Origin of the sequence: Kitasatospora sp. NPDC036755 (assembly GCF_040636595.1) — a bacterium.
GTDB lineage: Bacteria > Actinomycetota > Actinomycetes > Streptomycetales > Streptomycetaceae > Kitasatospora.
The window spans coordinates 1-18,598 of record NZ_JBEZUT010000172.1 but is presented as its reverse complement, the minus strand read 5'-3'; the positions used below and the strand labels follow the sequence as shown (position 1 = coordinate 18,598).

General features: G+C 69.6%; 21 protein-coding genes and 1 pseudogene. 10 read left to right on the top strand and 12 right to left on the bottom strand.

Annotation, left to right across the window (positions count from 1 at the left end; all coding sequences use genetic code 11):
- Positions 1–94 precede the first annotated feature (94 nt).
- Entirely contained in the window at positions 95–508 is a 414-nt protein-coding gene (locus AB0E96_RS24345; RefSeq protein WP_359827308.1) for a CoA-binding protein, read from the top strand.
- A gap of 2 nt (positions 509–510) precedes the next feature.
- Here the strand turns inward: AB0E96_RS24345 and AB0E96_RS24340 are convergent, their stop codons facing one another.
- The 3 genes from AB0E96_RS24340 to AB0E96_RS24330 are packed head-to-tail and all read right to left on the bottom strand — an operon-like array spanning position 511 to position 3,415.
- On the bottom strand, positions 511–1,716 hold the full coding sequence (locus AB0E96_RS24340; RefSeq protein ID WP_359827304.1) for a dipeptidase: 1,206 nt from the start codon (positions 1,714–1,716) through the stop codon (positions 511–513).
- 32 nt (positions 1,717–1,748) lie between these two features.
- Positions 1,749–2,279, bottom strand: a complete 531-nt coding sequence (gene purE / locus AB0E96_RS24335; protein WP_359827303.1) for a 5-(carboxyamino)imidazole ribonucleotide mutase — start codon at positions 2,277–2,279, stop codon at positions 1,749–1,751.
- A complete protein-coding gene (locus AB0E96_RS24330) occupies positions 2,276–3,415 on the bottom strand; it encodes a 5-(carboxyamino)imidazole ribonucleotide synthase (RefSeq protein WP_359827307.1) in 1,140 nt (379 codons plus the stop codon). Before AB0E96_RS24330 ends, purE begins: the two co-directional genes overlap by 4 nt.
- A 259-nt stretch (positions 3,416–3,674) precedes the next feature.
- Between AB0E96_RS24330 and AB0E96_RS24325 the strand changes: the two genes are divergently transcribed.
- Together AB0E96_RS24325 and AB0E96_RS24320 are read left to right on the top strand one after the other, a co-directional pair.
- A complete protein-coding gene (locus AB0E96_RS24325) occupies positions 3,675–4,244 on the top strand; it encodes a GtrA family protein (protein WP_359827302.1) in 570 nt (189 codons plus the stop codon).
- 144 nt (positions 4,245–4,388) lie between these two features.
- Positions 4,389–4,682, top strand: a pseudogene (locus AB0E96_RS24320) (ester cyclase); the annotation flags it as partial.
- A gap of 79 nt (positions 4,683–4,761) precedes the next feature.
- Here AB0E96_RS24320 and AB0E96_RS24315 read toward each other — a convergent pair.
- Together AB0E96_RS24315 and AB0E96_RS24310 are read right to left on the bottom strand one after the other, a co-directional pair.
- A complete protein-coding gene (locus AB0E96_RS24315; protein ID WP_359827301.1) occupies positions 4,762–6,006 on the bottom strand; it encodes an ATP-binding protein in 1,245 nt (414 codons plus the stop codon).
- A 60-nt stretch (positions 6,007–6,066) separates the two neighbouring features.
- Complete coding sequence (locus tag AB0E96_RS24310; protein ID WP_030058577.1) at positions 6,067–6,741, bottom strand: response regulator transcription factor; 675 nt, start codon at positions 6,739–6,741, stop codon at positions 6,067–6,069.
- A gap of 328 nt (positions 6,742–7,069) precedes the next feature.
- On the opposite strand from AB0E96_RS24310, the gene AB0E96_RS24305 reads away from it, so the two are divergent.
- The 3 genes from AB0E96_RS24305 to AB0E96_RS24295 all read left to right on the top strand — a co-directional run bounded on the left by AB0E96_RS24305 (position 7,070) and on the right by AB0E96_RS24295 (position 11,437).
- Positions 7,070–8,593: an oligopeptide:H+ symporter gene (locus AB0E96_RS24305; RefSeq protein WP_359827299.1), complete on the top strand. Its 1,524-nt coding sequence runs from the start codon at positions 7,070–7,072 to the stop codon at positions 8,591–8,593.
- Positions 8,594–8,785: 192 nt separating this feature from the next.
- Positions 8,786–10,813, top strand: a complete 2,028-nt coding sequence (locus AB0E96_RS24300; protein ID WP_359827298.1) for a prolyl oligopeptidase family serine peptidase — start codon at positions 8,786–8,788, stop codon at positions 10,811–10,813.
- A 108-nt stretch (positions 10,814–10,921) separates the two neighbouring features.
- The gene (locus AB0E96_RS24295; RefSeq protein WP_359827296.1) at positions 10,922–11,437 is read left to right on the top strand and encodes a DUF6879 family protein; all 516 of its coding nucleotides are present in this window, start codon (positions 10,922–10,924) and stop codon (positions 11,435–11,437) included.
- Positions 11,438–11,587: 150 nt separating this feature from the next.
- Here the strand turns inward: AB0E96_RS24295 and AB0E96_RS24290 are convergent, their stop codons facing one another.
- Both AB0E96_RS24290 and AB0E96_RS24285 read right to left on the bottom strand, forming a co-directional pair.
- Positions 11,588–11,806, bottom strand: a complete 219-nt coding sequence (locus tag AB0E96_RS24290) for a hypothetical protein (RefSeq protein ID WP_359827295.1) — start codon at positions 11,804–11,806, stop codon at positions 11,588–11,590.
- Positions 11,807–11,838: 32 nt separating this feature from the next.
- A complete protein-coding gene (locus AB0E96_RS24285) occupies positions 11,839–12,204 on the bottom strand; it encodes an ATP-binding protein (protein WP_359827293.1) in 366 nt (121 codons plus the stop codon).
- A gap of 283 nt (positions 12,205–12,487) precedes the next feature.
- Between AB0E96_RS24285 and AB0E96_RS24280 the strand changes: the two genes are divergently transcribed.
- Both AB0E96_RS24280 and AB0E96_RS24275 read left to right on the top strand, forming a co-directional pair.
- Positions 12,488–13,348, top strand: coding sequence for a helix-turn-helix transcriptional regulator (locus tag AB0E96_RS24280; protein ID WP_359827292.1), 861 nt, complete (start codon positions 12,488–12,490; stop codon positions 13,346–13,348).
- Complete coding sequence (locus tag AB0E96_RS24275) at positions 13,341–13,541, top strand: DUF397 domain-containing protein (RefSeq protein WP_359827290.1); 201 nt, start codon at positions 13,341–13,343, stop codon at positions 13,539–13,541. The genes AB0E96_RS24280 and AB0E96_RS24275 overlap by 8 nt, the downstream gene beginning before the upstream one ends.
- 96 nt (positions 13,542–13,637) lie before the next feature.
- Here AB0E96_RS24275 and AB0E96_RS24270 read toward each other — a convergent pair whose 3' ends face one another.
- Genes AB0E96_RS24270 through AB0E96_RS24260 form a run of 3 tightly spaced genes read right to left on the bottom strand, consistent with a single transcriptional unit; the run spans position 13,638 to position 15,241 of the window.
- Entirely contained in the window at positions 13,638–14,489 is an 852-nt protein-coding gene (locus tag AB0E96_RS24270; protein WP_359827288.1) for a helix-turn-helix transcriptional regulator, read from the bottom strand.
- Between the two features lie 4 nt (positions 14,490–14,493).
- Positions 14,494–14,994 (bottom strand): DUF6879 family protein, encoded by a 501-nt coding sequence (locus AB0E96_RS24265; protein ID WP_359827287.1) that lies wholly within the window; start codon positions 14,992–14,994, stop codon positions 14,494–14,496.
- Positions 14,963–15,241, bottom strand: a complete 279-nt coding sequence (locus AB0E96_RS24260) for a hypothetical protein (RefSeq protein ID WP_359827286.1) — start codon at positions 15,239–15,241, stop codon at positions 14,963–14,965. The genes AB0E96_RS24265 and AB0E96_RS24260 overlap by 32 nt, the downstream gene beginning before the upstream one ends.
- 295 nt (positions 15,242–15,536) lie before the next feature.
- Here AB0E96_RS24260 and AB0E96_RS24255 point away from each other — a divergent pair, with 295 nt between their 5' ends.
- Together AB0E96_RS24255 and AB0E96_RS24250 are read left to right on the top strand one after the other, a co-directional pair.
- On the top strand, positions 15,537–17,000 hold the full coding sequence (locus AB0E96_RS24255) for an ASCH domain-containing protein (protein ID WP_359827285.1): 1,464 nt from the start codon (positions 15,537–15,539) through the stop codon (positions 16,998–17,000).
- The gene (locus tag AB0E96_RS24250) at positions 16,993–17,412 is read left to right on the top strand and encodes a low molecular weight phosphatase family protein (RefSeq protein WP_359827283.1); all 420 of its coding nucleotides are present in this window, start codon (positions 16,993–16,995) and stop codon (positions 17,410–17,412) included. Before AB0E96_RS24255 ends, AB0E96_RS24250 begins: the two co-directional genes overlap by 8 nt.
- A gap of 217 nt (positions 17,413–17,629) precedes the next feature.
- Here AB0E96_RS24250 and AB0E96_RS24245 read toward each other — a convergent pair whose 3' ends face one another.
- Both AB0E96_RS24245 and AB0E96_RS24240 read right to left on the bottom strand, forming a co-directional pair.
- Positions 17,630–18,154: a DUF6879 family protein gene (locus AB0E96_RS24245; RefSeq protein WP_359827281.1), complete on the bottom strand. Its 525-nt coding sequence runs from the start codon at positions 18,152–18,154 to the stop codon at positions 17,630–17,632.
- A complete protein-coding gene (locus tag AB0E96_RS24240; protein ID WP_359827306.1) occupies positions 18,138–18,335 on the bottom strand; it encodes a hypothetical protein in 198 nt (65 codons plus the stop codon). Before AB0E96_RS24240 ends, AB0E96_RS24245 begins: the two co-directional genes overlap by 17 nt.
- Positions 18,336–18,598: the final 263 nt, after the last annotated feature.

Here is an 18,598-nt window from a genome sequence, read left to right as displayed (position 1 = left end):
CACCCGGCGGAAGCGGAGGTCGTCGGCCTGGGTGACCAGGTCCTCCAGCAGCGGGGAGACCTGGTCAATCCGCTCGGCAGCCTCCAGGATCTCGGTGACGAGCTACGGCGACGAAGCGACGGTCCGCGGGATCCTCACCGGCACCGGCGACACCTGGGCGGTGGTGGGCCTGTCCACCAACACCGCCCGGGCCGCGTACGGGGTGGCCCGGGTGCTCCAGCGGTACGGCAAGCGGATCGTGCCCGTGCACCCGAAGGCCGAGACGGTCCTCGGCGAGCGGGGCTACGCCTCGCTCGCCGAGATCCCGTTCCCGGTCGACGTGGTGGACGTGTTCGTGAACAGCGCGCAGGCCGGGGAGGTGGCCGACCAGGCGGTGGCGGCCGGGGCGAAGGCGGTCTGGTTCCAGCTGGGTGTGGTGGACGAGGCCGCCTACGACCGGACCAGGGAGGCCGGCCTGGCCATGGTGATGGACCGGTGCCCGGCCATCGAGATCCCGAGGCTGGGCTGAGCTCAGCCGTCCAGCCGGGCGATGGTGGCGATGGACGGGCCGCGGCGGGTGCGCAGGTCGGCGGCGGCGGACTCGGCGTCGCGCAGGACGCGGACGGCGTTGTGCCAGGTGAGCTTGGCCAGGTCGGCCTCCGACCAGTGGCGGCCGAGGAGTTCGGCGACCAGGTTGGGGTAGCCGGCCACCGAGTCCAGGCCGTCCGGCAGGAAGGCGGTGCCGTCGAAGTCGCCGCCGATGCCGATGTGGTCGATGCCGGCGACCTCGCGCATGTGGTCGAGGTGGTCGGCGACGGTGGCCGGAGTGGCGATCGGGCGCGGGTGGGCGGCCTCGAAGGCGTGCTGGCGCTCCATGGCGGGCGGGGTGGTGTCCAGCGGGTGGAAGCCGTGGGCGCGCATGTTCTCGTCCGCCTCCCGGGTCCACTCGATGGCGGCGGGCAGGATGAACTTCGGCACGAAGGTCGCCATCGCCACCCCGCCGTTGGCGGGCAGCTGGGCGAGCACGTCGTCCGGGATGTTGCGCGGGTGGTCGCAGACCGCGCGCGAGGAGGAGTGCGAGAAGACGACCGGCGCCTCGGTGACCCGCAGGGCGTCGCGCATGGTGTCGGCGGAGACGTGCGAGAGGTCGACCAGCATGCCGAGCCGGTTCATCTCCCGGACGACCTCCTCGCCGAACCGGGTCAGCCCGCCGGCCACCGGCTTGTCGGTCGCGGAGTCCGCCCACGGCACGTTGTCGTTGTGGGTGAGCGTGAGGTACCGCACGCCCAGCTCGTACAGGGCGCGCAGGGTGGCCAGCGAGCAGTCGATGGAGTGGCCGCCCTCGGCGCCCATCAGGGAGGCGATCCGGCCCTCGGCGCGGGCCGCCTCCATGTCGGCGGCGGTGCGGGCCAGGCGCAGCCGGTCCGGGTAGCGCTCGACCAGGGCGTGGACGAAGTCGATCTGCTCCAGGGTGGCGCTCACCGCGTGGTCGCCGGCCAGCGAGGAGGGGACGTAGACGGACCAGAACTGCGCGCCGACCCCGCCCTCCGCGAGGCGGGCGAGGTCGGTGTGCAGGCGGTCGCTCTGGTCGGCGGCGAGGTCGAGCGCGCCGAGGTCGTACCCGGCCTGCTCGCGCATCGCCCAGGGGAGGTCGTTGTGACCGTCCACCACGGGGGCGGTGCGCAGCAGGGCACGGGCGCGGTCCAGCGGGGTGGGGGAGTCCGTCCGAGTAGTCATACGGGCTGTTCTACCCCACCCGCCGGCGGGACCTACTTGCCGAAGCCGAAGGAGCCGGAGCCGGCCACCTTGGCGCGGAGCTTCGCGCCCTTCTCGGTGGCCTGGTTGTTCAGCTCTGCCTGGAAGTCGGTCATCTTCTCGGTGAGTTCCGGGTCGAAGGCGGCGAGCATCCGCACCGCGAGCAGGCCGGCGTTGCGCGCGCCGGCCACCGAGACGGTCGCCACCGGGACGCCGGCGGGCATCTGGACGATCGACAGCAGGCTGTCCATGCCGTCCAGGTAGCGCAGCGGCACCGGCACGCCGATGACCGGCAGCGGGGTGACGGAGGCGAGCATGCCCGGCAGGTGGGCCGCGCCGCCGGCGCCCGCGATGATCGCCTTCAGGCCGCGCCCGTGGGCCCGCTCGCCGTACGCGACCATCTCGCGGGGCATCCGGTGGGCGGAGACGACGTCCACCTCGTAGGGGATCTCGAACTCGTCGAGCGCCTGGGCGGCGGCCTCCATGACCGGCCAGTCGGAGTCCGAGCCCATCACGATGCCGACGACGGGGGCAGCAGAGGTCATTCGGTGATCGTTCCTCGCAGGTAGGCGGCCGCGTGGCGGGCGCGCTCGCGGACGTCTTCGAGGTCGTCCCCGAAGACGTTGACGTGGCCGACCTTGCGGCCGGGCTTCACGTCCTTCCCGTACATGTGGATCCGCAGCCCGGGGTCGCGGGCCATGCAGTGCAGGAAGGGGTGGTACATGTCCGGGTAGTCGCCGCCGAGGACGTTGACCATGACGGTCCACCTGGCGCGCGGGCGGGGGTCGCCGAGCGGGAGGTCGAGGACGGCCCGCAGGTGGTTCTCGAACTGCGAGGTGACCGCGCCGTCCTGGGTCCAGTGCCCGGAGTTGTGCGGGCGCATGGCCAGCTCGTTGACCAGGATGCGGCCGTCCCGGGTCTGGAACAGCTCGACGGCGAGGTGGCCGACGATGCCGAGCTCGCCGGCGATCCGCAGCGCGAGCTGCTGGGCCTCGTCGGACAGGGCCGGGTCGAGGTCCGGCGCGGGGGCGGTGACCTCGGCGCAGACGCCGTTCTCCTGGACGCTCTCCACCACCGGGTAGGCGACGGCCTGGCCGCTGGGCGAGCGCACCACGTTGGCGGCCAGCTCACGGACGAAGTCGACCTTCTCCTCGGCCAGCACCGCGACGCCGGCCAGGAACGGGGCGTGCGCCTGCTCCTCGTCGTCGACGACCCAGACGCCCTTGCCGTCGTAGCCGCCGCGGACGGTCTTCAGGACGACGGGGTAGCCCGACCCCTCGTTCGCGAAGGCGGTGACGTCGGCCGGGTCGGCGACGATCCGGTGCCGGGGGCAGGGCACGTCGATGGAGTCCAGCTTGGCCCGCATCACGCCCTTGTCCTGGGCGTTGACCAGCGCGTCCGGGCCGGGGCGGACGGCGATGCCGTCGGCCTCCAGGGCCCGCAGGTGCTCGGTGGGGACGTGCTCGTGGTCGAAGGTGATCACGTCGCAGCCGGCGGCGAAGGCGCGCAGGGTGTCGAGGTCGCGGTAGTCACCGAGGACGACGTCGGAGACCACCTGCGCGGCGGAGTCCTGGGGCGTGTCGGCGAGGAGTTTGAACCTGACCCCGAGCGGGATGCCCGCCTGGTGTGCCATGCGGGCCAGCTGCCCGCCACCGATCATGCCCACCACTGGAAAATTCACATTGCCCGGGGAAGTCACGCGGCCCAGGATATCCGGGCCGGTGGGGGGCGGTGGAGGCGCCCGTGGGGCCTTCGGGGCGGACGCGCGTAGATGTCAACCTGCCGTCCTGAAGGCTGAGCCGTTCGGTGGAAGCGGGTAGCCTGGTCGGCTAGGTCCTGGTCCGCGCGGTCCGATCATGTGCGTGCACGCAGGGCTCAAGGGGTGGCCGCGCCGTCGTGGCCGACCCTTTCGTCCCGCAGGCACATGGAGGCAGTCCGGTATGGCGACGACCGAAGCTTCGAAACCCCCTCTCGCGCAGAAGCTGCGCGGGATCTCGGGCGAAGTCGTGAAGTTCGGCATCGTCGGCCTGAGCGGCGTGGTGGTCAACTTCGCCGTCTTCTGGGTCTGCATCAACGGCATGGGCCTGGCCTCGGTGCGGTCGAACATCGTCGCGACGGTGATCGCGATCGCGACCAACTACCTGGGCTACCGCTACTGGCTCTACCGGGACCGCGACGCCGCCTCCCGCAAGCGCGAGATCACGCTCTTCCTGGTCTACAGCGGCATCGGCATGCTGATCGAGACCGGCGTGCTCGGCTTCTCGGTGTACGTGCTCGACCTGCGCTCGCACTACGAGCAGATCGGCGCCAAGGTGATCGGCCTCGCGGTGGCCACCGTGTTCCGCTTCATCTCGTACCGCACCTGGGTGTTCAAGGCCGGCCCGGAGCCCGTCGAGCTGCCGGCCCAGCAGGCGGCCGGCACCACCGCCACCACCGGCGGGCAGGAGCTGGCCGCGCAGGCCGAGCTGATGCTGGCCACCGAGCGCATCCGCTTCGCCCAGGCCGAGTAGCCGACCCGCCCGAGCAGCCGCGCAGGCCGAGCAGCCGACCCCGCCCCTCCCCTTGCCGGGCCCGCCCCGGCGGGAGGACAGTGGTGACCGAGGGCGAGCACGGCCCGCGGACGATCGAGGCCGAGGGGGTCCAGGAGGCTCGCCATGGCGTTCGTCCAGATCATCGACTGCAGGACCGACAGGCTCGACGAACTCAACCGGCTCATGGACGACTGGGTCGCGCGGACCCGCGGGAAGCGGACCGCCTCCCACGCGCTGGTCGGCACCGACCGCTCCGACGGCAGGCACGTGGTGGAGATCGTGGAGTTCCCCTCCTACGAGGACGCCATGCGCAACTCCCGGCTCCCCGAGACGGACCGGATCTTCCGCGAGATGGTGGCCCTGTGCGAGGCTCCGCCCACCTTCACCGACCTCGACGTGATCCGCGACCAGCGGCTCGACGGGGCAGGGTAGCCGGGTCCCCGGCCGACCGTCGTGGCCGGCCCCCGCAGCCGGCCCCCTTGGCCGGCCCCCGCGGTCAGCCCCCGTGGCTGCGTCCGAGGAAGAGCGCGAACACCGCCGGCTTCAGCGAGAGCAGTTCGAGCCGCCCGCCGTCCGCCTCCGCGAGGTCGCGGGCGACGGCCAGTCCGATGCCGGTGGAGTTGCGCCCGCTGACGGCGCGCTCGAACACCCGGTTGCCGAGGTCCGGCGGCACGCCGGCGCCCTGGTCCTGGACCTCGACCACCACCGAGGTGCCGGACGGCCGGATCCGCAGGGTGATCGTCCCGGCGCCGTGCATCAGCGAGTTCTCGATCAGGGTGGCGAGCACCTGGGCCACCGTCCCCGGGGTGCCGACCGCGGTGACCCCGTGCAGCCCCTCCAGGGAGAGCACCCGGCCCTGCTCCCGCAGCGTCGGGCCCCACTCCTCCACCTGCTGCTTGATCACCTCGTCCAGGTCGAAGGCGACGGCGGTGGGGCTGCGCGGGTCGCGCTGGGTGGTGAGCAGCCGCTGGACCACGTCGGTGAGCCGTTCGACCTGCTGGAGGGCGATGGTCGCCTCCTCCTTGACCGTCTCCGGCTCCTCGGCGAGCGCGGTGATCTCCTCCAGCCGCATGGATAGCGCGGTGAGCGGGGTGCGCAGCTGGTGCGAGGCGTCGGCGGCGAGCCGGCGCTCGGCGGTGAGCATCCGGGCGATCCGCTCGGCGCTGGTGTCCAGCACCTCGGCGACCCGGTCGAGCTCGGGCACCCCGTAGCGGCGGTCGCGCGGGCGCGGGTCGCCGGAGCCGAGCCGCTCGGCCGTCTCGGCGAGGTCGGTGAGCGGCCGGGCCAGCCGTTTGGCCTGCCAGACGGCGAGCGCGACCGCGGCCTGGACGGCGAGCAGGGCGACCACGCCGAGCAGCAGCAGGTTGTTGGCGATCTCGTGGTCGACGTCCTCGCGGGACTGCTCGACGGTGACGGTCTCGCCGCTGTTGCCGCGTTCGACGGCCTTCAGCAGGTGGTTCCCGGCCGGGCGCTCGCCCGCGGAGACCACCGGCTGGCCGGGCACCTGCACCTCGACGTAGCTGCCCTCGGTGACCTGGCTCTCGAAGGCCCGCCCGGTGACCGGCTCCCCCGCGGCGAGCCGGCTCTCGACCAGGGCGAGCACCCGGACGGCGGCCGCGTCCACCCGGTCCTGGGCCGAGTTGACGATGGTCCGCTTCTCGACCAGGGCGAGCGGCACGCAGAACACCACGACGACCACCAGGACGACGCCCAGCAGCGAGTTGATCATCCTGCGTTTCACGCTGCCGCTCCTCGGGGTGTTCCGCTGGTGCGGGCCGAGGGCCCGGCCTCCGTCAGGGGGTCAATTCTTCTCGAACCGGAACCCCACGCCGCGCACGGTGGCGATGTAGCGCGGGTTCGCCGCGTCGTCGCCGAGCTTCTTGCGCAGCCACGAGATGTGCATGTCCAGGGTCTTGGTGGAGGTCCACCAGGTGGTGTCCCAGACCTGCCGCATGATCTCCTCGCGGGTGACCACCCGGCCGGCGTCCCGGACCAGGACCCGCAGCAGCTCGAACTCCTTGGCGGAGAGGGTCAGCTCCTCGTCGCCGAGCCAGGCGCGGTGGGACTCGATGTCGATCTTCACACCGTGCGCGCCGGTGGTGAGCTGGTCGACGTTGCCGCGCCGGAGCAGGGCCCGGACGCGGGCGAGCAGTTCAGCCAGGCGGAAGGGCTTGGTGACGTAGTCGTCGGCTCCGGCGTCCAGGCCGACCACGGTGTCCACCTCGTCCGCGCGGGCGGTGAGCACGAGGACGGGGCAGCTCTTGCCGTCGGCCCGGAGGCGGCGGCAGACCTCCAGGCCGTCCATCTCGGGCAGGCCGAGGTCCAGGACGACGAGGTCGACCTCCTCGGTGAGGCCGGCGGCCAGCGCGGTCGGACCGTCCTCACGGACGAGCACCTCATAGCCCTCGCGTCGCAGGGCCCGGGCGAGCGGTTCGGAGATCGCCGGATCGTCCTCGGCAAGCAGCACACAGGTCATGTGGTGATGGTAGTCCGCCGGGGTATCCCCGCACGCCCTGTGAGGTAGTTCACAGAGCGTGATCGTTATACAAGGCCTTGATCACTCCCAACCCGGCGTAACGGACCGGTCGTTCGGCGAAGAATCTCCTTTTGGATCTTGAAACCGAAGGAAGACACGCCCGTCTACCATCGATAGATCGGGCAGATCTGTTGCCAACTACGGCATTCCCGTACCTGATTCAAGGCTTTTGTCATCTGATAAAGCCAAATGTCGCCACGTAGAGTGGTTTCGTCCACGTCCGTCGCACCCCCCTTGGCGGACGCTGTCAGGCAAGGAACCACTACTCATGGCGTCTAAGACCCTGGACACCGACCTGGCGTCGGCCTCCCCCAGCGGCAAGACCTTCCTCGGGCACCCCCGAGGGCTCGCCACCCTGTTCATGACCGAGATGTGGGAGCGCTTCTCCTACTACGGCATGCGCGCCCTGCTCATCTACTACCTGGTCTCCGGTGGCGCCGACGCCGCCGTCGGCAGCCAGGGCGGTGGCCTCGCCATGCAGGCGACGACGGCGACGGCGATCTACTCCGTCTACGTCTCGATGGTCTACCTCATGGCCTACCCGGGCGGCTGGTTCGGCGACCGGGTCTGGGGCGCCCGCAAGACCGTCGCCATCGCCGGGTTCGTGATCATGTCCGGCCACATCGCGCTGGCCGTCCCGGGCCAGGCGGCGTTCTTCGTCGGCCTGCTCCTGGTCGCACTCGGCTCCGGGCTGCTGAAGGCCAACATCTCCACGATGGTCGGCCAGCTCTACAACGGTCCCGAGGACCCGCGCCGCGACGGCGGGTTCACCGTCTTCTACATGAGCATCAACCTCGGCGCCTTCGTCGCCCCGATCGCCATCGGGACGATCGGCAAGGAGTTCAACTGGCACCTGGGCTTCGGCCTGGCCGCGGTCGGCATGGCCATCGGTCTGACCCAGTTCCTGCTCGGCAGCCGCCACCTGAACCCGGTGAGCAGCGAGGTCCCCAACCCGCTGCTGCCCGCGGAGCGCAAGCGCCTGCTGGCGAAGGTCGGCCTGACCCTGCTCGGCCTCGCCGCCTTCTACGGCACCGTGGCCGGCCTCGGCCTCTACACGCTGAACTGGGCCCTCGTCCCGCTGACCATCGCCGGTCTGCTGATCCCGATCACCGTGCTGGCCCGGATCAAGCGCGACAAGGACCTGACCTCGGACGAGCAGTCCAAGATGTCCGCGTACATCTGGTTCTTCGCCGCGGCCGCGATCTTCTGGATGATCTACGACCAGGGCGGGTCGACGCTCTCCCTGTTCGCGGACAAGAAGACCGCCGACAACCTGTTCGGCCTCGGCTTCTCGGCCACCTGGTACCAGTCGCTGAACCCGCTGTTCGTGATGGCGTTCGCGCCGGTCTTCGCCTGGCTGTGGCTCTGGCTGTCCCGCCGGGACAAGGAGCCGAACACCATCGTGAAGTTCTCGATCGGCCTGCTCCTGGTCGGCGTCTCGTTCTTCTTCTTCATCATCCCGATGACCATGGCGGACAACGGCACCCTGGTCTCCCCGCTGTGGCTCGTCTCGATCTACCTGATCCAGACCATCGGCGAGCTGTGCCTCTCCCCGGTCGGCCTCTCCGTCACCACCAAGATGGCGCCGCGCAAGTACGCCTCCCAGATGATGGGCGTCTGGTTCCTCGCCGTCACCGCCGGTGACTGCACCACCAGCCTGCTCTCGCTGGCCGGCGTCAGCCTCAACGGCACCGGGATCATCGCGATGCAGGCGTCGCTCGCGGCCCTCGCCGGGTTCGCCATCTTCACCTACCGCAAGAAGGTCCAGGCCCTCATGGGCGACGTGCACTGACGCCCGTCCCCGCCCGCTCCGGGGCCGCCGCGGATTCCAGGATCCGCGGCGGCCCCGAGTGCTTCTCCCGCCTTCTCCCGCCTTCTCCCGCCTTCTCCCGCCTCTTCTCGCTCGACAGCCGGGCGCCTTCTCCCGCTCGACAACCGGGCACCGCTCGACAGCCGGGCACCCGCCGTGCCTATGGTGCCCGGCATGACGACCCCCTCCTTACCGCGTCAGCTGGCCCGCACCCGGCGCTTCACCCTGGGCGCCCCCACCCGGCCCGAGCCCTCGGCGGACGGCACCACCGTGCTCTTCCTGCGCGGCCGGTCCGGCACCGACCCGCTCGCCTGCCTCTGGGCCCTGGACACCGCCACCGGCGCGGAGCGGCTGGTCGCCGACCCGGCCGCACTGGGCGCCGCCGAGGGCATCGCCGCGTACAGCACCGACGCCGCCGGCACGCTCGCCGCCTTCGGCCTGGACGGCGCCCTGTGGCTGGCCGACACCGCCGCCGGCACCGTCCGCGCCGTCCCGACCGTCGCCGGCGTGGAAGACCCCCGACTCGACCCGACCGGCCACCGGATCGCCTACGTCAGCGGCGGCGCCCTGCGGGTGGTCGACGTCGACGGCACGGACGACCGGGCGCTCGCCGAACCCGAGGCCGAGGACGTCTCTTACGGGCTCGCCGAGTACGTCGCCTCCGAGGAGATGTACCGCGACCGCGGCCACTGGTGGTCCCCCGACGGCACCGCGCTGCTGGTCGCCCGGGTCGACGACCGCCCGCTCGCCCGCCTCTTCCTCACCGACCCCGCCGACCCGCACCGCCCGCCGCGCGCCGTCCGCTACCCGCTCGCCGGCACCGCCAACGCCGAGGTCACGCTGCGGCTGCTCGGCCTCGACGGCAGCGACACCGAGGTCCGCTGGGACCACGCCGCCTTCGAGTACCTGACCGCCGCCGGCTGGGACGCCCACGGCCCGTACGCCGCCGTGCAGAGCCGCGACCAACGCACCGTCCGCACCCTGGCGATCGCGCCGGACGGCACCACCCAGCCGCTCGCCGAACGGCGGGACGCCCACTGGGTCGAGCTGCTGCCCGGCCTGCCGGTGCGCACCGCGGGCGGCGCCCTGGTGGACACCGCCGACCTCGGCGACACCCGGCACCTGACCGTCGACGGCGAGCCCGTCACCCCACCCGGGCTGCAGCTGCGCGCGGTGCTCGGCACGGAGTGCGAACAGGTGCTCTTCACCGCCTCCGACGAGCCCACCGAGACCCACCTCTGGACGTACCAGCCGGACACCGGCCCCCGGCGGCTGAGCAGCGGCCCCGGCCTGCACACCGGGGTGCGGCGCGGCGGCACCCTGGTGCTCACCACCCGATCCCCCGGGCACCCCGGCGGCTTCACGACCGCCCTGCGGGAGGGCTCGGCACCCCGCCCGCTCACCTCGTACGCCGAGCCGCCCGTCGTCACCCCGCGGCCCGAACCGCTCCGGCTCGGCCCGCACGAGCTGCGCGCCAACCTCTTCCTGCCCACCGGCCACCGCCCCGACGACGGCCCGCTGCCCGTCCTGCTCGACCCGTACGCCGGACCCGCGCTGCAGAAGGCCACCACCGGCGGCCTCTGGTGGGACCAGGTCTCCCAGTGGTTCGCCGACCAGGGCTTCGCGGTCCTCGTGGTGGACGGCCGGGGCACCCCGGGGCGCGGGCCGCGCTGGGACAAGACGATCTGGGGTGACAAGGCCGGTCCCGCGCTGGAGGACCAGATCGAGGGCCTGCACGAGACCGCCCGACTGCGGCCCGGACTGCTCGACCTCGACCGGGTCGCCATCCGCGGCTGGTCCTACGGAGGCTTCCTCGCCGCCCTCGCCGTACTGAGGCGCCCGGACGTCTTCCACGCCGCCTCCGCCGGGGCCGCCCCCACCGACTGGCGGCTCTACGACACCCACTGGCAGGAGCGCTTCCTCGGCCACCCCGACGAGCACCCCGAGCACTACGACAGCGGCTCGCTGATCGCCCTGGCGCCGGAGCTGAGCCGCCCGCTGCTGCTGATCCAGGGCCTCGCCGACGACAACGTCCACCCGGCCCACACCCTGCGGCTCTCCGCCGCCCTCCTCGCCGCCGCCCGCCCGCACGAGGTCCTCCCCCTGCGCGCCACCGGCCACCGGCCGACGGACGAGGCCGTGATCGAGAACCTGCTGCACCACGAACTGCACTTCCTGCGCCGCTCGTTGGGCCTGGAGTGATCGGCACCGCGCCACCGGACGCCTGCCCGGCGAACGGGCCGGTGCCCGACAATGAGGCCATCGTCAGGCTTCCGGCCCGGATGGTGCCCGTGATCAGGGAGGCATGTGATGCCGTCGAGCGTTCCCGACTTCGCTGAGCTGCTTGAGCAGTGTCAGCGGTCCGCCGTCCATCTGGAGCTGCGGGATTCGTACGCCCCGACGGATCGGTTCGAGGCCTGGCAGCGCGGTGAGCGGATCAACTGGGAGGACCAGGCGTCCTGGTGGCATCCCTATGACCAGTTGATCACGGACGCCGTGGCGCGGGGCGTGGTCATTCGCCGAGCCCGGGTGGTCTCCGAGCCCGTGTCCGAGTACATCCGGTGGGAGCACTACGTCACCCACGCCAACGTCACGGCGGGCGAGCATGTCCGCTGGCTGCCCCGGCGGCAGGCTACGAGCATCCCCCTGCCGGGGAACGACTTCTGGCTGTTCGACGGTGCGCTGCTTCGGGTGCACCACTTCTCCGGGGACGGCGCCGTGGTCGAGGACGAGATCACGGCAGACCCGGACACCGTGAAGCTGTGCGCCACCGCGTTCGAAGCGGTCTGGGAGCGAGCGCTCCCGCACCATCTGTACGAGATCTGACGAAGGCCGGCTCCATGCCCGCGAGGCCCTCGCCCTGGGTGGGCGAGGGCCTTCGCGTGTTTCAGTGCTGCTCGTCGCGCGCCTCGGGGCGGGGCATCCTGAGGGTCGCGAGAACGCCGAGGGCGAGGAGGCCTGCGCCAATGAAGAACCTCACGGCTGCCCTCCCTCGTCGTCATCGTCCAGTTCGCGGAGCAGGCGGAGGAGGTTGAGCAAAGTGCTCACCGGAGCGTTCCCGAAGTCGATCAGGATGCGTCCGTCGATGGTGGTCCCGCCCGGCGAGGCGGACCCCCAGAGGAGCCCGTGCGGCAGGCCGCGCCTGTGCAACTCGCTCAGAAGGGCCATGAGGTGGGGTTTGGTGTAGTCACGCATCCGGGGGTCCTCCGGCAGGACGGGGTAGCCGGTCACGCGCGGCAGTCCAGCTCGTACCAGATGCTTTTGCCGCGCTTCTGCGGGTCGACGCCCCAGCGGTGGGTGAGGCCCTCCACGAGTTGGAGGCCCCGGCCGGACTCGGCGGAGTCGGCGGGGGTTCGCTGCTCGGGGAGGGCGTCGCTGTCGTCGGAGACGGTGACCCTGAGGGTGCGGCCGAGGACGGAGAACCAGACGACGGGCGCGGGGGTGTCGCCGTGCCGCCAGGCGTTGACGACGAGCTCCATCAGGGCGAGTTCGGCGTTGAAGATGCTGTCGGCGTCCCAGCCGCCGCTACGGGTCATCGCGTCCCGCAGGGCCTGGCGGGAGAGGGTGAGCGAGGGGGTGTTACGGATGCACACGGGAACCTCCGTGAGGCTGTGGCGTGGGGAGGGGAATGACGGTCGTCGCCGTGAGCCAGGCCGGGGCGGCGGTTGCTCTTCGGTGCGCGAGCAGTAGGCGCCTACTGCCGTGGATACAGGCGTTACTGACGATCCGTCGGATCGATCTGGGAATGACGATAACTCAGATCCATGACAAAATTTCCATGGAATCCAGATATTCCCCCGATCGTGGCTGGCGACCCCAGATGGACCCATGTAGGCCAGCGCGGCAGACTGGGACCCCCTCGCCTCGGAAGGAACCATGGCTCGTACGAACCCCACACTTCGTCAGCGCAGGCTGGGAACAGAACTGCGGAGGATGCGAGAGCAGATCGGCCTCGGCGGCAGCCAGCTCGGCCGGGCGGTCGGTATGAACCCAGCCCAGGTGACGCAGATGGAGGCGGGGAAGATCGGCATCAGCGTGGAGCGGTTGCACACCATCGCCACGACATGCATGTGCTCCAACCAGCCACTGATCGACGCGCTCGCCAACATCATCACCGAGCGAGGCAAGCCCGGATGGTGGGAGGAGTACCGAGAAACCCTGGCGACAGACTTCCTCGATATCGCCGAGTTGGAGGGCCACGCCCACCGGCTCTCGGTCTACGGAACCACCTTCGTCCCCGGCCTGCTCCAGACCGGTGTCTACACGGCTGCGTTGTTCGCTCAGGCCTACCCGCCACCGCTGCGTCACGAGGTCGATCTCAAGACAGCCTTCCGCATGCAGCGACAGCGCATAATCCGATCTGGCGCGACGCCGTATACCGCCTTCATCCACGAGGCTGCCCTGCGCATGCAGTTCAGTGATCCCAGGGTCAACATCGAGCAGATCGACGCACTCCTCGCCGACTCCGAGCAGCCCAACATCTCGGTCCGAGTCGTACCGTTCGCTGCCGGCGCGGTCCCGAGTCCGTGCGAGAACTTCACCTATTCCGAGGGGCCGATCACGGACCTGGATGCTGCGCAGATGGACACAGGCCATGGCGGCCAGCTCTTCGACAGCCCAGCCCACCTCACGAGGTTCCGTGCCCTCCTTGCCATGATGGACTCCACGGCGCTCTCCGAGGAGAAGTCACGTGACCTCATGCAGTCGATCAAGGAAGAGGCAGGCCAGCATGTCTAGCTCCGCGTGGCAGAAGTCCAGCTACTCGGCCTCAAGCGACAACTGCGTCGAGGTGCGTTCCGTCGACGGTTTGATCGAAGTACGTGAGTCCGATGAGGGCGATGTCATCGTCCGCACCACCCGTCTCAACCTCGCCGCCTTCCTCCAGGGCGCCAAGGCCGGCGAGTTCGACCACCTCACCGTCACCCCCTGAAGGGAACGCACATCGCCCCCGCCGAGCCGCTGCTCGACGGGGGCGACATGAACCCGGCGTACAGGCCGACTCTGACGATGCCCCGGGGTGGCGCTCTCAGGCCCCTTGAAGACGGCCACGGGCCGCTTCGATCTCGTTTCGGGCCGCAGTACCGAACACCGCTTGGTCCCGCAGAGCGGCGAACACGCGGACGAAGTACGAGATGTTCTCGGGCCTGGACGTCTGGAATGCCCCCGACCAGAACTCCTGCTTGAGCAAGCTCTCGTCGAACAAGTAGAAGCCCTCGCCAGGGTAGAGCGACCGTGGCCGACCTTGCGGGATGATCCCGATGGACACGTACGGGAGCCTGGACACTTCCAGGAGGTGATCAAGTTGCCCGTTCATCACCTCAGCACCGCCCGTATTGTTAGTCAGCGCTGAGGCTTCCAGGAGGAACGAGAATATCGGCGCCCCAGTTCCGAGGAACCGCTTCCGGGCCATGCGATTCTGTGCCGCTTCCTCCACGTCATCCAACGGCAGACCGTGCAGCTTGGCATGGATGGTGAACTGCGCCTTGGCGTACTCGACCGTCTGTAGGAAACCGGGGACGAACAGCGACTCATACACCCGGAGCAGCTTGGTCTTCGCGTACAAGTCCATGGCTTGGAACTGGAGACGCTTCATCCCCGGTCGGTGCCATCGCTTGTAGTCGGTCCACATCTGCTCGATCTCACGACTCATCGCGATGAGTTCGGGAGTCTGCCCCTCGACGGCACAGGCCGTTGCCCATCGTCGGATGTCTTCCTCGGTCGGGATCTGCGTCCCGTGCTCGATCTTCGACACCTTGGTCTTGTGCCAGCCACAGCGCTGCGCGAGCTCGACACCCGAGAGATGGGCATCCCGACGGAGTTCTTTGAGCTGAGTCCCGAAAGCGCGCCTTGCGGACCCGGATGGTTCCTGGTCGGACATGTCGCTACGGCTTGTACTCACCATTGGGGACACCGAGCGACCATGCCTGCTCGAACACCTCGTTGCAGAACCGGATCACGTCCGGATCGGTCGAGAGCTGGATGTCGGTCTGTTGGTTGTCTCCCCCGATGAGGTTGAAGACCACCAGGTCATCCCGGATCAGGCAGTCGTTCCCCGGCAAGGGCAGCGCCGACACGAGACGGCGGGGAAGCCACCGAAGACGTTCCGTGGGGTCGGCCAGCTCGACCGCCATCCGCTGGTAGTCCGAGAGGGGTTCGGAGACTACCCGCACACGCCGGTAAGGGAAGCCGGCGGCGGCCTTCCCGGTCAGGAACGCCCGATGTCCCCGCATCGTCTCCTCGACCGTCCCACGGTCACCTGAGCGCCATGCCTCGAACAACGGGCGGTCCACCTCGTAGAAGTCCCGTAGCTCAAGCTTTCGGACCTCTTGGGCGGGCTCACCGAACAGCAGCTCAATTCGGCGTGCCGCCGAGATCAATTCCATAACGCTCCCTGACGTACTTCCGCACGAACACATCCATGGTCCGCCCGGACAACTCCCCGAACGTCTCGTCGTCGGCAAGTGCGACGAGCTGATCCCGAACCTTCGGCCCGCGCTTCTTGAGTTGCACGATCCATGAGTCACGGTCGGTCTCATAGAACGTCTCGCACTCGACGCCACCCTGAGAGTTGGGGTCCGTGCAGAAGAACGTAGCGGTCAAGTCGTCGCCGTCGCTGCTGTGTTGCCGCATGTTGCTCCCCCCGCGATCCGGCCGCGTGTCACCTCCGACCTTCGCCCTACGACCACCCCAAGGTCAAGCGTTCGACGGCACCGAAGCTCACTCAGGCGACTTCCAGCAACTATGAGCAACTTCGTTGAGTGCCGCTGGCCGAGGTTCGTACGGTCTACCTCACGCCCCCACGCATCAGTGAAGGCTGTGATCGCCGCTGTGGAGCAGCTCAGGGCCCAGCATGCCGAGCGCATGCGCCACCGACACCAGCACTGAGCCGGCCGCAGCCGGTTCATGAGCAGAGCGGAGGCACCACTTGAACACCATCGACCTTCTCAGGTCGCCGAACACCGTGCTGGCCAACGCCGTTGACGATGCCCTGGACGTTCTCCGTCCCCGCCTCCTGGAGGCCGGGACGGAGCGGATCGAGTTCACCGTGGGGACGCAGCTCAACGGGCGTCCGCACATCGGCACGCACCTGGTGCAGAGCCTGTCGTTCCTGGTCGCCGAACGGGCCCGCGATGAGTTCGGGGTCGAGACGGCCGTGGACTTCGTGGCTCTGGACAACGCCCCGGCGGAGACCATCACCGACGGCGGCCGCATGTACCAGCTCACCTACCACCACCAGCTCGGCGACCACGGCATCCGCGCCCTGGTGACCGAGTACTACGCCCCTCTCCTGGACGCGATGACCAGCCGCACGGGCGTGGAGTACCGGGTCAGCACCTACACCGAGCAGCAGGCGAGCCCTGAGTTCCGGGCCGAGTTCCTGCGGACGCTGGAGTTCCTGGATCAGATCCGGTTCTGGCTGGCTCCGGCCAGCGGCACGGCACACATCCGGCTACCTTGTCCGGTCTGCGGGTGGGCCCAGAAGTACGCCGACCACACACGGCTGCTGGAGTTGGACGACTCCGGGGCACTGTTCGAAGCGATGTGCCACGAGCACGGACGCTACGAGGCGGACATCACGCCGCTCGGCGGCGGCTATCTGGACCTCTCCACCCTGTACCGCAACGTGGTCAAGGAACGGTCCTACCGCCCCGACGACGGCACGTTGCACGTGATGGTGAAGGGCGGCGACTGGGCGTTCGGCTGCCAGCTGGTGGACGGCGCCCACGTCGCGATCGGGGCACCGGCCGCTCCGGTGCCGCTGCGCGTCTTCACCCCTCAGATCCTCGGCAGCGACGGCGGGAAGCTCTCCAAGAGCCTCCTTCGCGCGGCTGCCGAAGCCGGAGACGCGACGGGAGGCAGCACCGCGGAATGGCTGCTCGACCCGGCCGCCTGGCCCGGCACGCAAGCGGACTACGTCGAAGCGCTCACGGGTGCCGGTGAGCTGATGCTCAGCAGCCCGAGGCACTTCTTCCGGTCCTACACCACGACCGCATTGGAAGCCCTGATGACCACCCGCCAGCCTGCCAGGAACCAATCCCAGGCGCATGGCCGTCCCCGCAACATCCAGATCTACAAGCAGTACTTCGACCTGATCGCCGACGGCTCCAAGACCGTCGAAGTCCGGGTCGCCTACGCCTCCATGAAGCGGATCAGGGTCGGGGACCTGCTCAACTTCACCTGCCGTGGCGAGGAGTGCCTGACCAAGGTGAAGCGCATCGGCACGTACAGGACCTTCAAGGAGATGTTCGGCACCGAGGACGTGAAGGCGGTCAACCCGCACGCGACCGAAGCCGAGCAGTTGCGGGCGATCCACGCGATCTTCCCGCCCGAGAAGGAAGCCCTCGGCGTGATCACGTTCGAGATCGAGCGGGTGAACCCCGGTGAGTAGGCGAAGGCGGGTCCTGGTGGTCTGCAAGGGGAACCACTGCCGTTCCCCGATCGCCGCCCGGATCATCGCGGAACGGTCCAGGGGCGCGCTGGACGTGCGCTCGGCGGGCACCCGCAACTGGCACGTGGCCAAGCCCGCGCACCCGCTGATGATCGAGGCCGCCGCCGCCTTCGGCTACGACCTCACCGGGCACCGGGGTGCCGTGCTGGACACGGAGCTACTTGACTGGGCTGACGACCTGGTCGCGGTGGACGACGAAACCGCTCTCGCGGTCGAAGCGCTCGCCGGTCCGCACCGGCCCGTTCGCATCCTCGGCTCGGGCATCACCGACCCGTGGGGCGGCGGTCCCGAGGACTTCGCCGCTGCCGTCCTGGAGATCCAGGAAGCCACGGCCCTGTTCTACGCGGCCTAACCGCCATCCCGAGCAGCCCGGGCTGCCCGTCGCTTCCCCCGTGGCGCTAACGGTCAGTTCGAGCAAATGAAGAGAACCGCCCCGGCCGAGAAGGCCGGGGCGGTTTGCATTGTTCGAGCGACGTGATGCGTGGCGGCTGGCCGAGTGCGGCGATCGCGTGGCGATCTGGCTCCGCCGAACGGCATCACCGCAGGTCATAGCCCCAGCTCTTCCGAGTCTATTGCCACCCGTACTCTTCCACATAGTCCATGAAGGGCACCGACTCGGCCACGGCGATCCGCCGCCATTCCCGGTACTTCTCGACGTCGTCCTCGACAAGCACGCGGTTGATCTGCGTTCCGTCGGGCTCGTAGTTCATCAGGACCACGGTCGAATCGTCGAAGGCCCAGAAATCCTGGGCCGGAAGGCCCGGGTTCGGCCTGTCGGTCAGGTCGAGAATGTAGATGTCCTCACCGGCCCTGGCATGCGGCGCGTAGTACATGAACTCGTACCGCAGGTAGTCGCTCAGCGGCCGGGTAACAATGTGTACGCGCTGAACCGTACGACCGGCCGCGGTATGAGCCCTGAGCTTGTCGGTCCAGCCGGACGTGTAGGTACCGGGGTCGATCCGGTACCCGTTCAGGAACTCCTCGATCTCTTCGGCCTCCCCCGCGACCTTGTAAGCGGGCAGAGTCTCAAGCCGGAACGCCGACCGCGAGAAACCATGCAGGAGCCTCTGCCAGTCCTCACCATCCAAGAACACGAATGGCCTCCTTCACGACATGCTCGGGCAGCTCCACGGCGCCTTCGTGTACCGGCACCGCCAGCTCCGCGTACTGGTTCCCCTGGAAGACGAGGGTGCCCCGGTCGGTGAGGTAGACGTTCGGGCAGACTACCTCCTTGCAGTCTCCGACGCCGACACCCGTGAGCCGCGGGTGAGCCATGCCAACCCCCTTCAGCTCGGCCCGGATTGGACCGCCTGAGCGAGACGCTATGGACTGGCCGCGTGTCCTGTCCACACGGTTCGGGCAGTATCCCCGTCCTGGACTAATGATCACGGCCTGCTCGGAAGCGCTGCCGTGTCCCGGCCGAGGAACCCGCGCACCCTGGCGACCGCAGACGGACAGCCGGTCGAGGACGACCTCGGCGTGGGCCTCGCCGGTGCACCAGAGGACGAGCTGGTGGGTGTCGGGGTTCTGTTCCAGGC

Coding starts and splice junctions, on each gene's coding strand:
- AB0E96_RS24295 (WP_359827296.1), top strand. CDS start 10,922: ATGCCGTCGAGCGTTCCCGACTTCGCTGAGCTGCTTGAGCAGTGTCAG.
- purE (WP_359827303.1), bottom strand. CDS start 2,279: ATGACCTCTGCTGCCCCCGTCGTCGGCATCGTGATGGGCTCGGACTCC.
- AB0E96_RS24325 (WP_359827302.1), top strand. CDS start 3,675: ATGGCGACGACCGAAGCTTCGAAACCCCCTCTCGCGCAGAAGCTGCGC.
- AB0E96_RS24275 (WP_359827290.1), top strand. CDS start 13,341: ATGTCTAGCTCCGCGTGGCAGAAGTCCAGCTACTCGGCCTCAAGCGAC.
- AB0E96_RS24290 (WP_359827295.1), bottom strand. CDS start 11,806: ATGCGTGACTACACCAAACCCCACCTCATGGCCCTTCTGAGCGAGTTG.
- AB0E96_RS24240 (WP_359827306.1), bottom strand. CDS start 18,335: ATGGCTCACCCGCGGCTCACGGGTGTCGGCGTCGGAGACTGCAAGGAG.
- AB0E96_RS24305 (WP_359827299.1), top strand. CDS start 7,070: ATGGCGTCTAAGACCCTGGACACCGACCTGGCGTCGGCCTCCCCCAGC.
- AB0E96_RS24265 (WP_359827287.1), bottom strand. CDS start 14,994: ATGGAATTGATCTCGGCGGCACGCCGAATTGAGCTGCTGTTCGGTGAG.
- AB0E96_RS24280 (WP_359827292.1), top strand. CDS start 12,488: ATGGCTCGTACGAACCCCACACTTCGTCAGCGCAGGCTGGGAACAGAA.
- AB0E96_RS24260 (WP_359827286.1), bottom strand. CDS start 15,241: ATGCGGCAACACAGCAGCGACGGCGACGACTTGACCGCTACGTTCTTC.
- AB0E96_RS24310 (WP_030058577.1), bottom strand. CDS start 6,741: ATGACCTGTGTGCTGCTTGCCGAGGACGATCCGGCGATCTCCGAACCG.
- AB0E96_RS24340 (WP_359827304.1), bottom strand. CDS start 1,716: ATGACTACTCGGACGGACTCCCCCACCCCGCTGGACCGCGCCCGTGCC.
- AB0E96_RS24300 (WP_359827298.1), top strand. CDS start 8,786: ATGACGACCCCCTCCTTACCGCGTCAGCTGGCCCGCACCCGGCGCTTC.
- AB0E96_RS24270 (WP_359827288.1), bottom strand. CDS start 14,489: ATGTCCGACCAGGAACCATCCGGGTCCGCAAGGCGCGCTTTCGGGACT.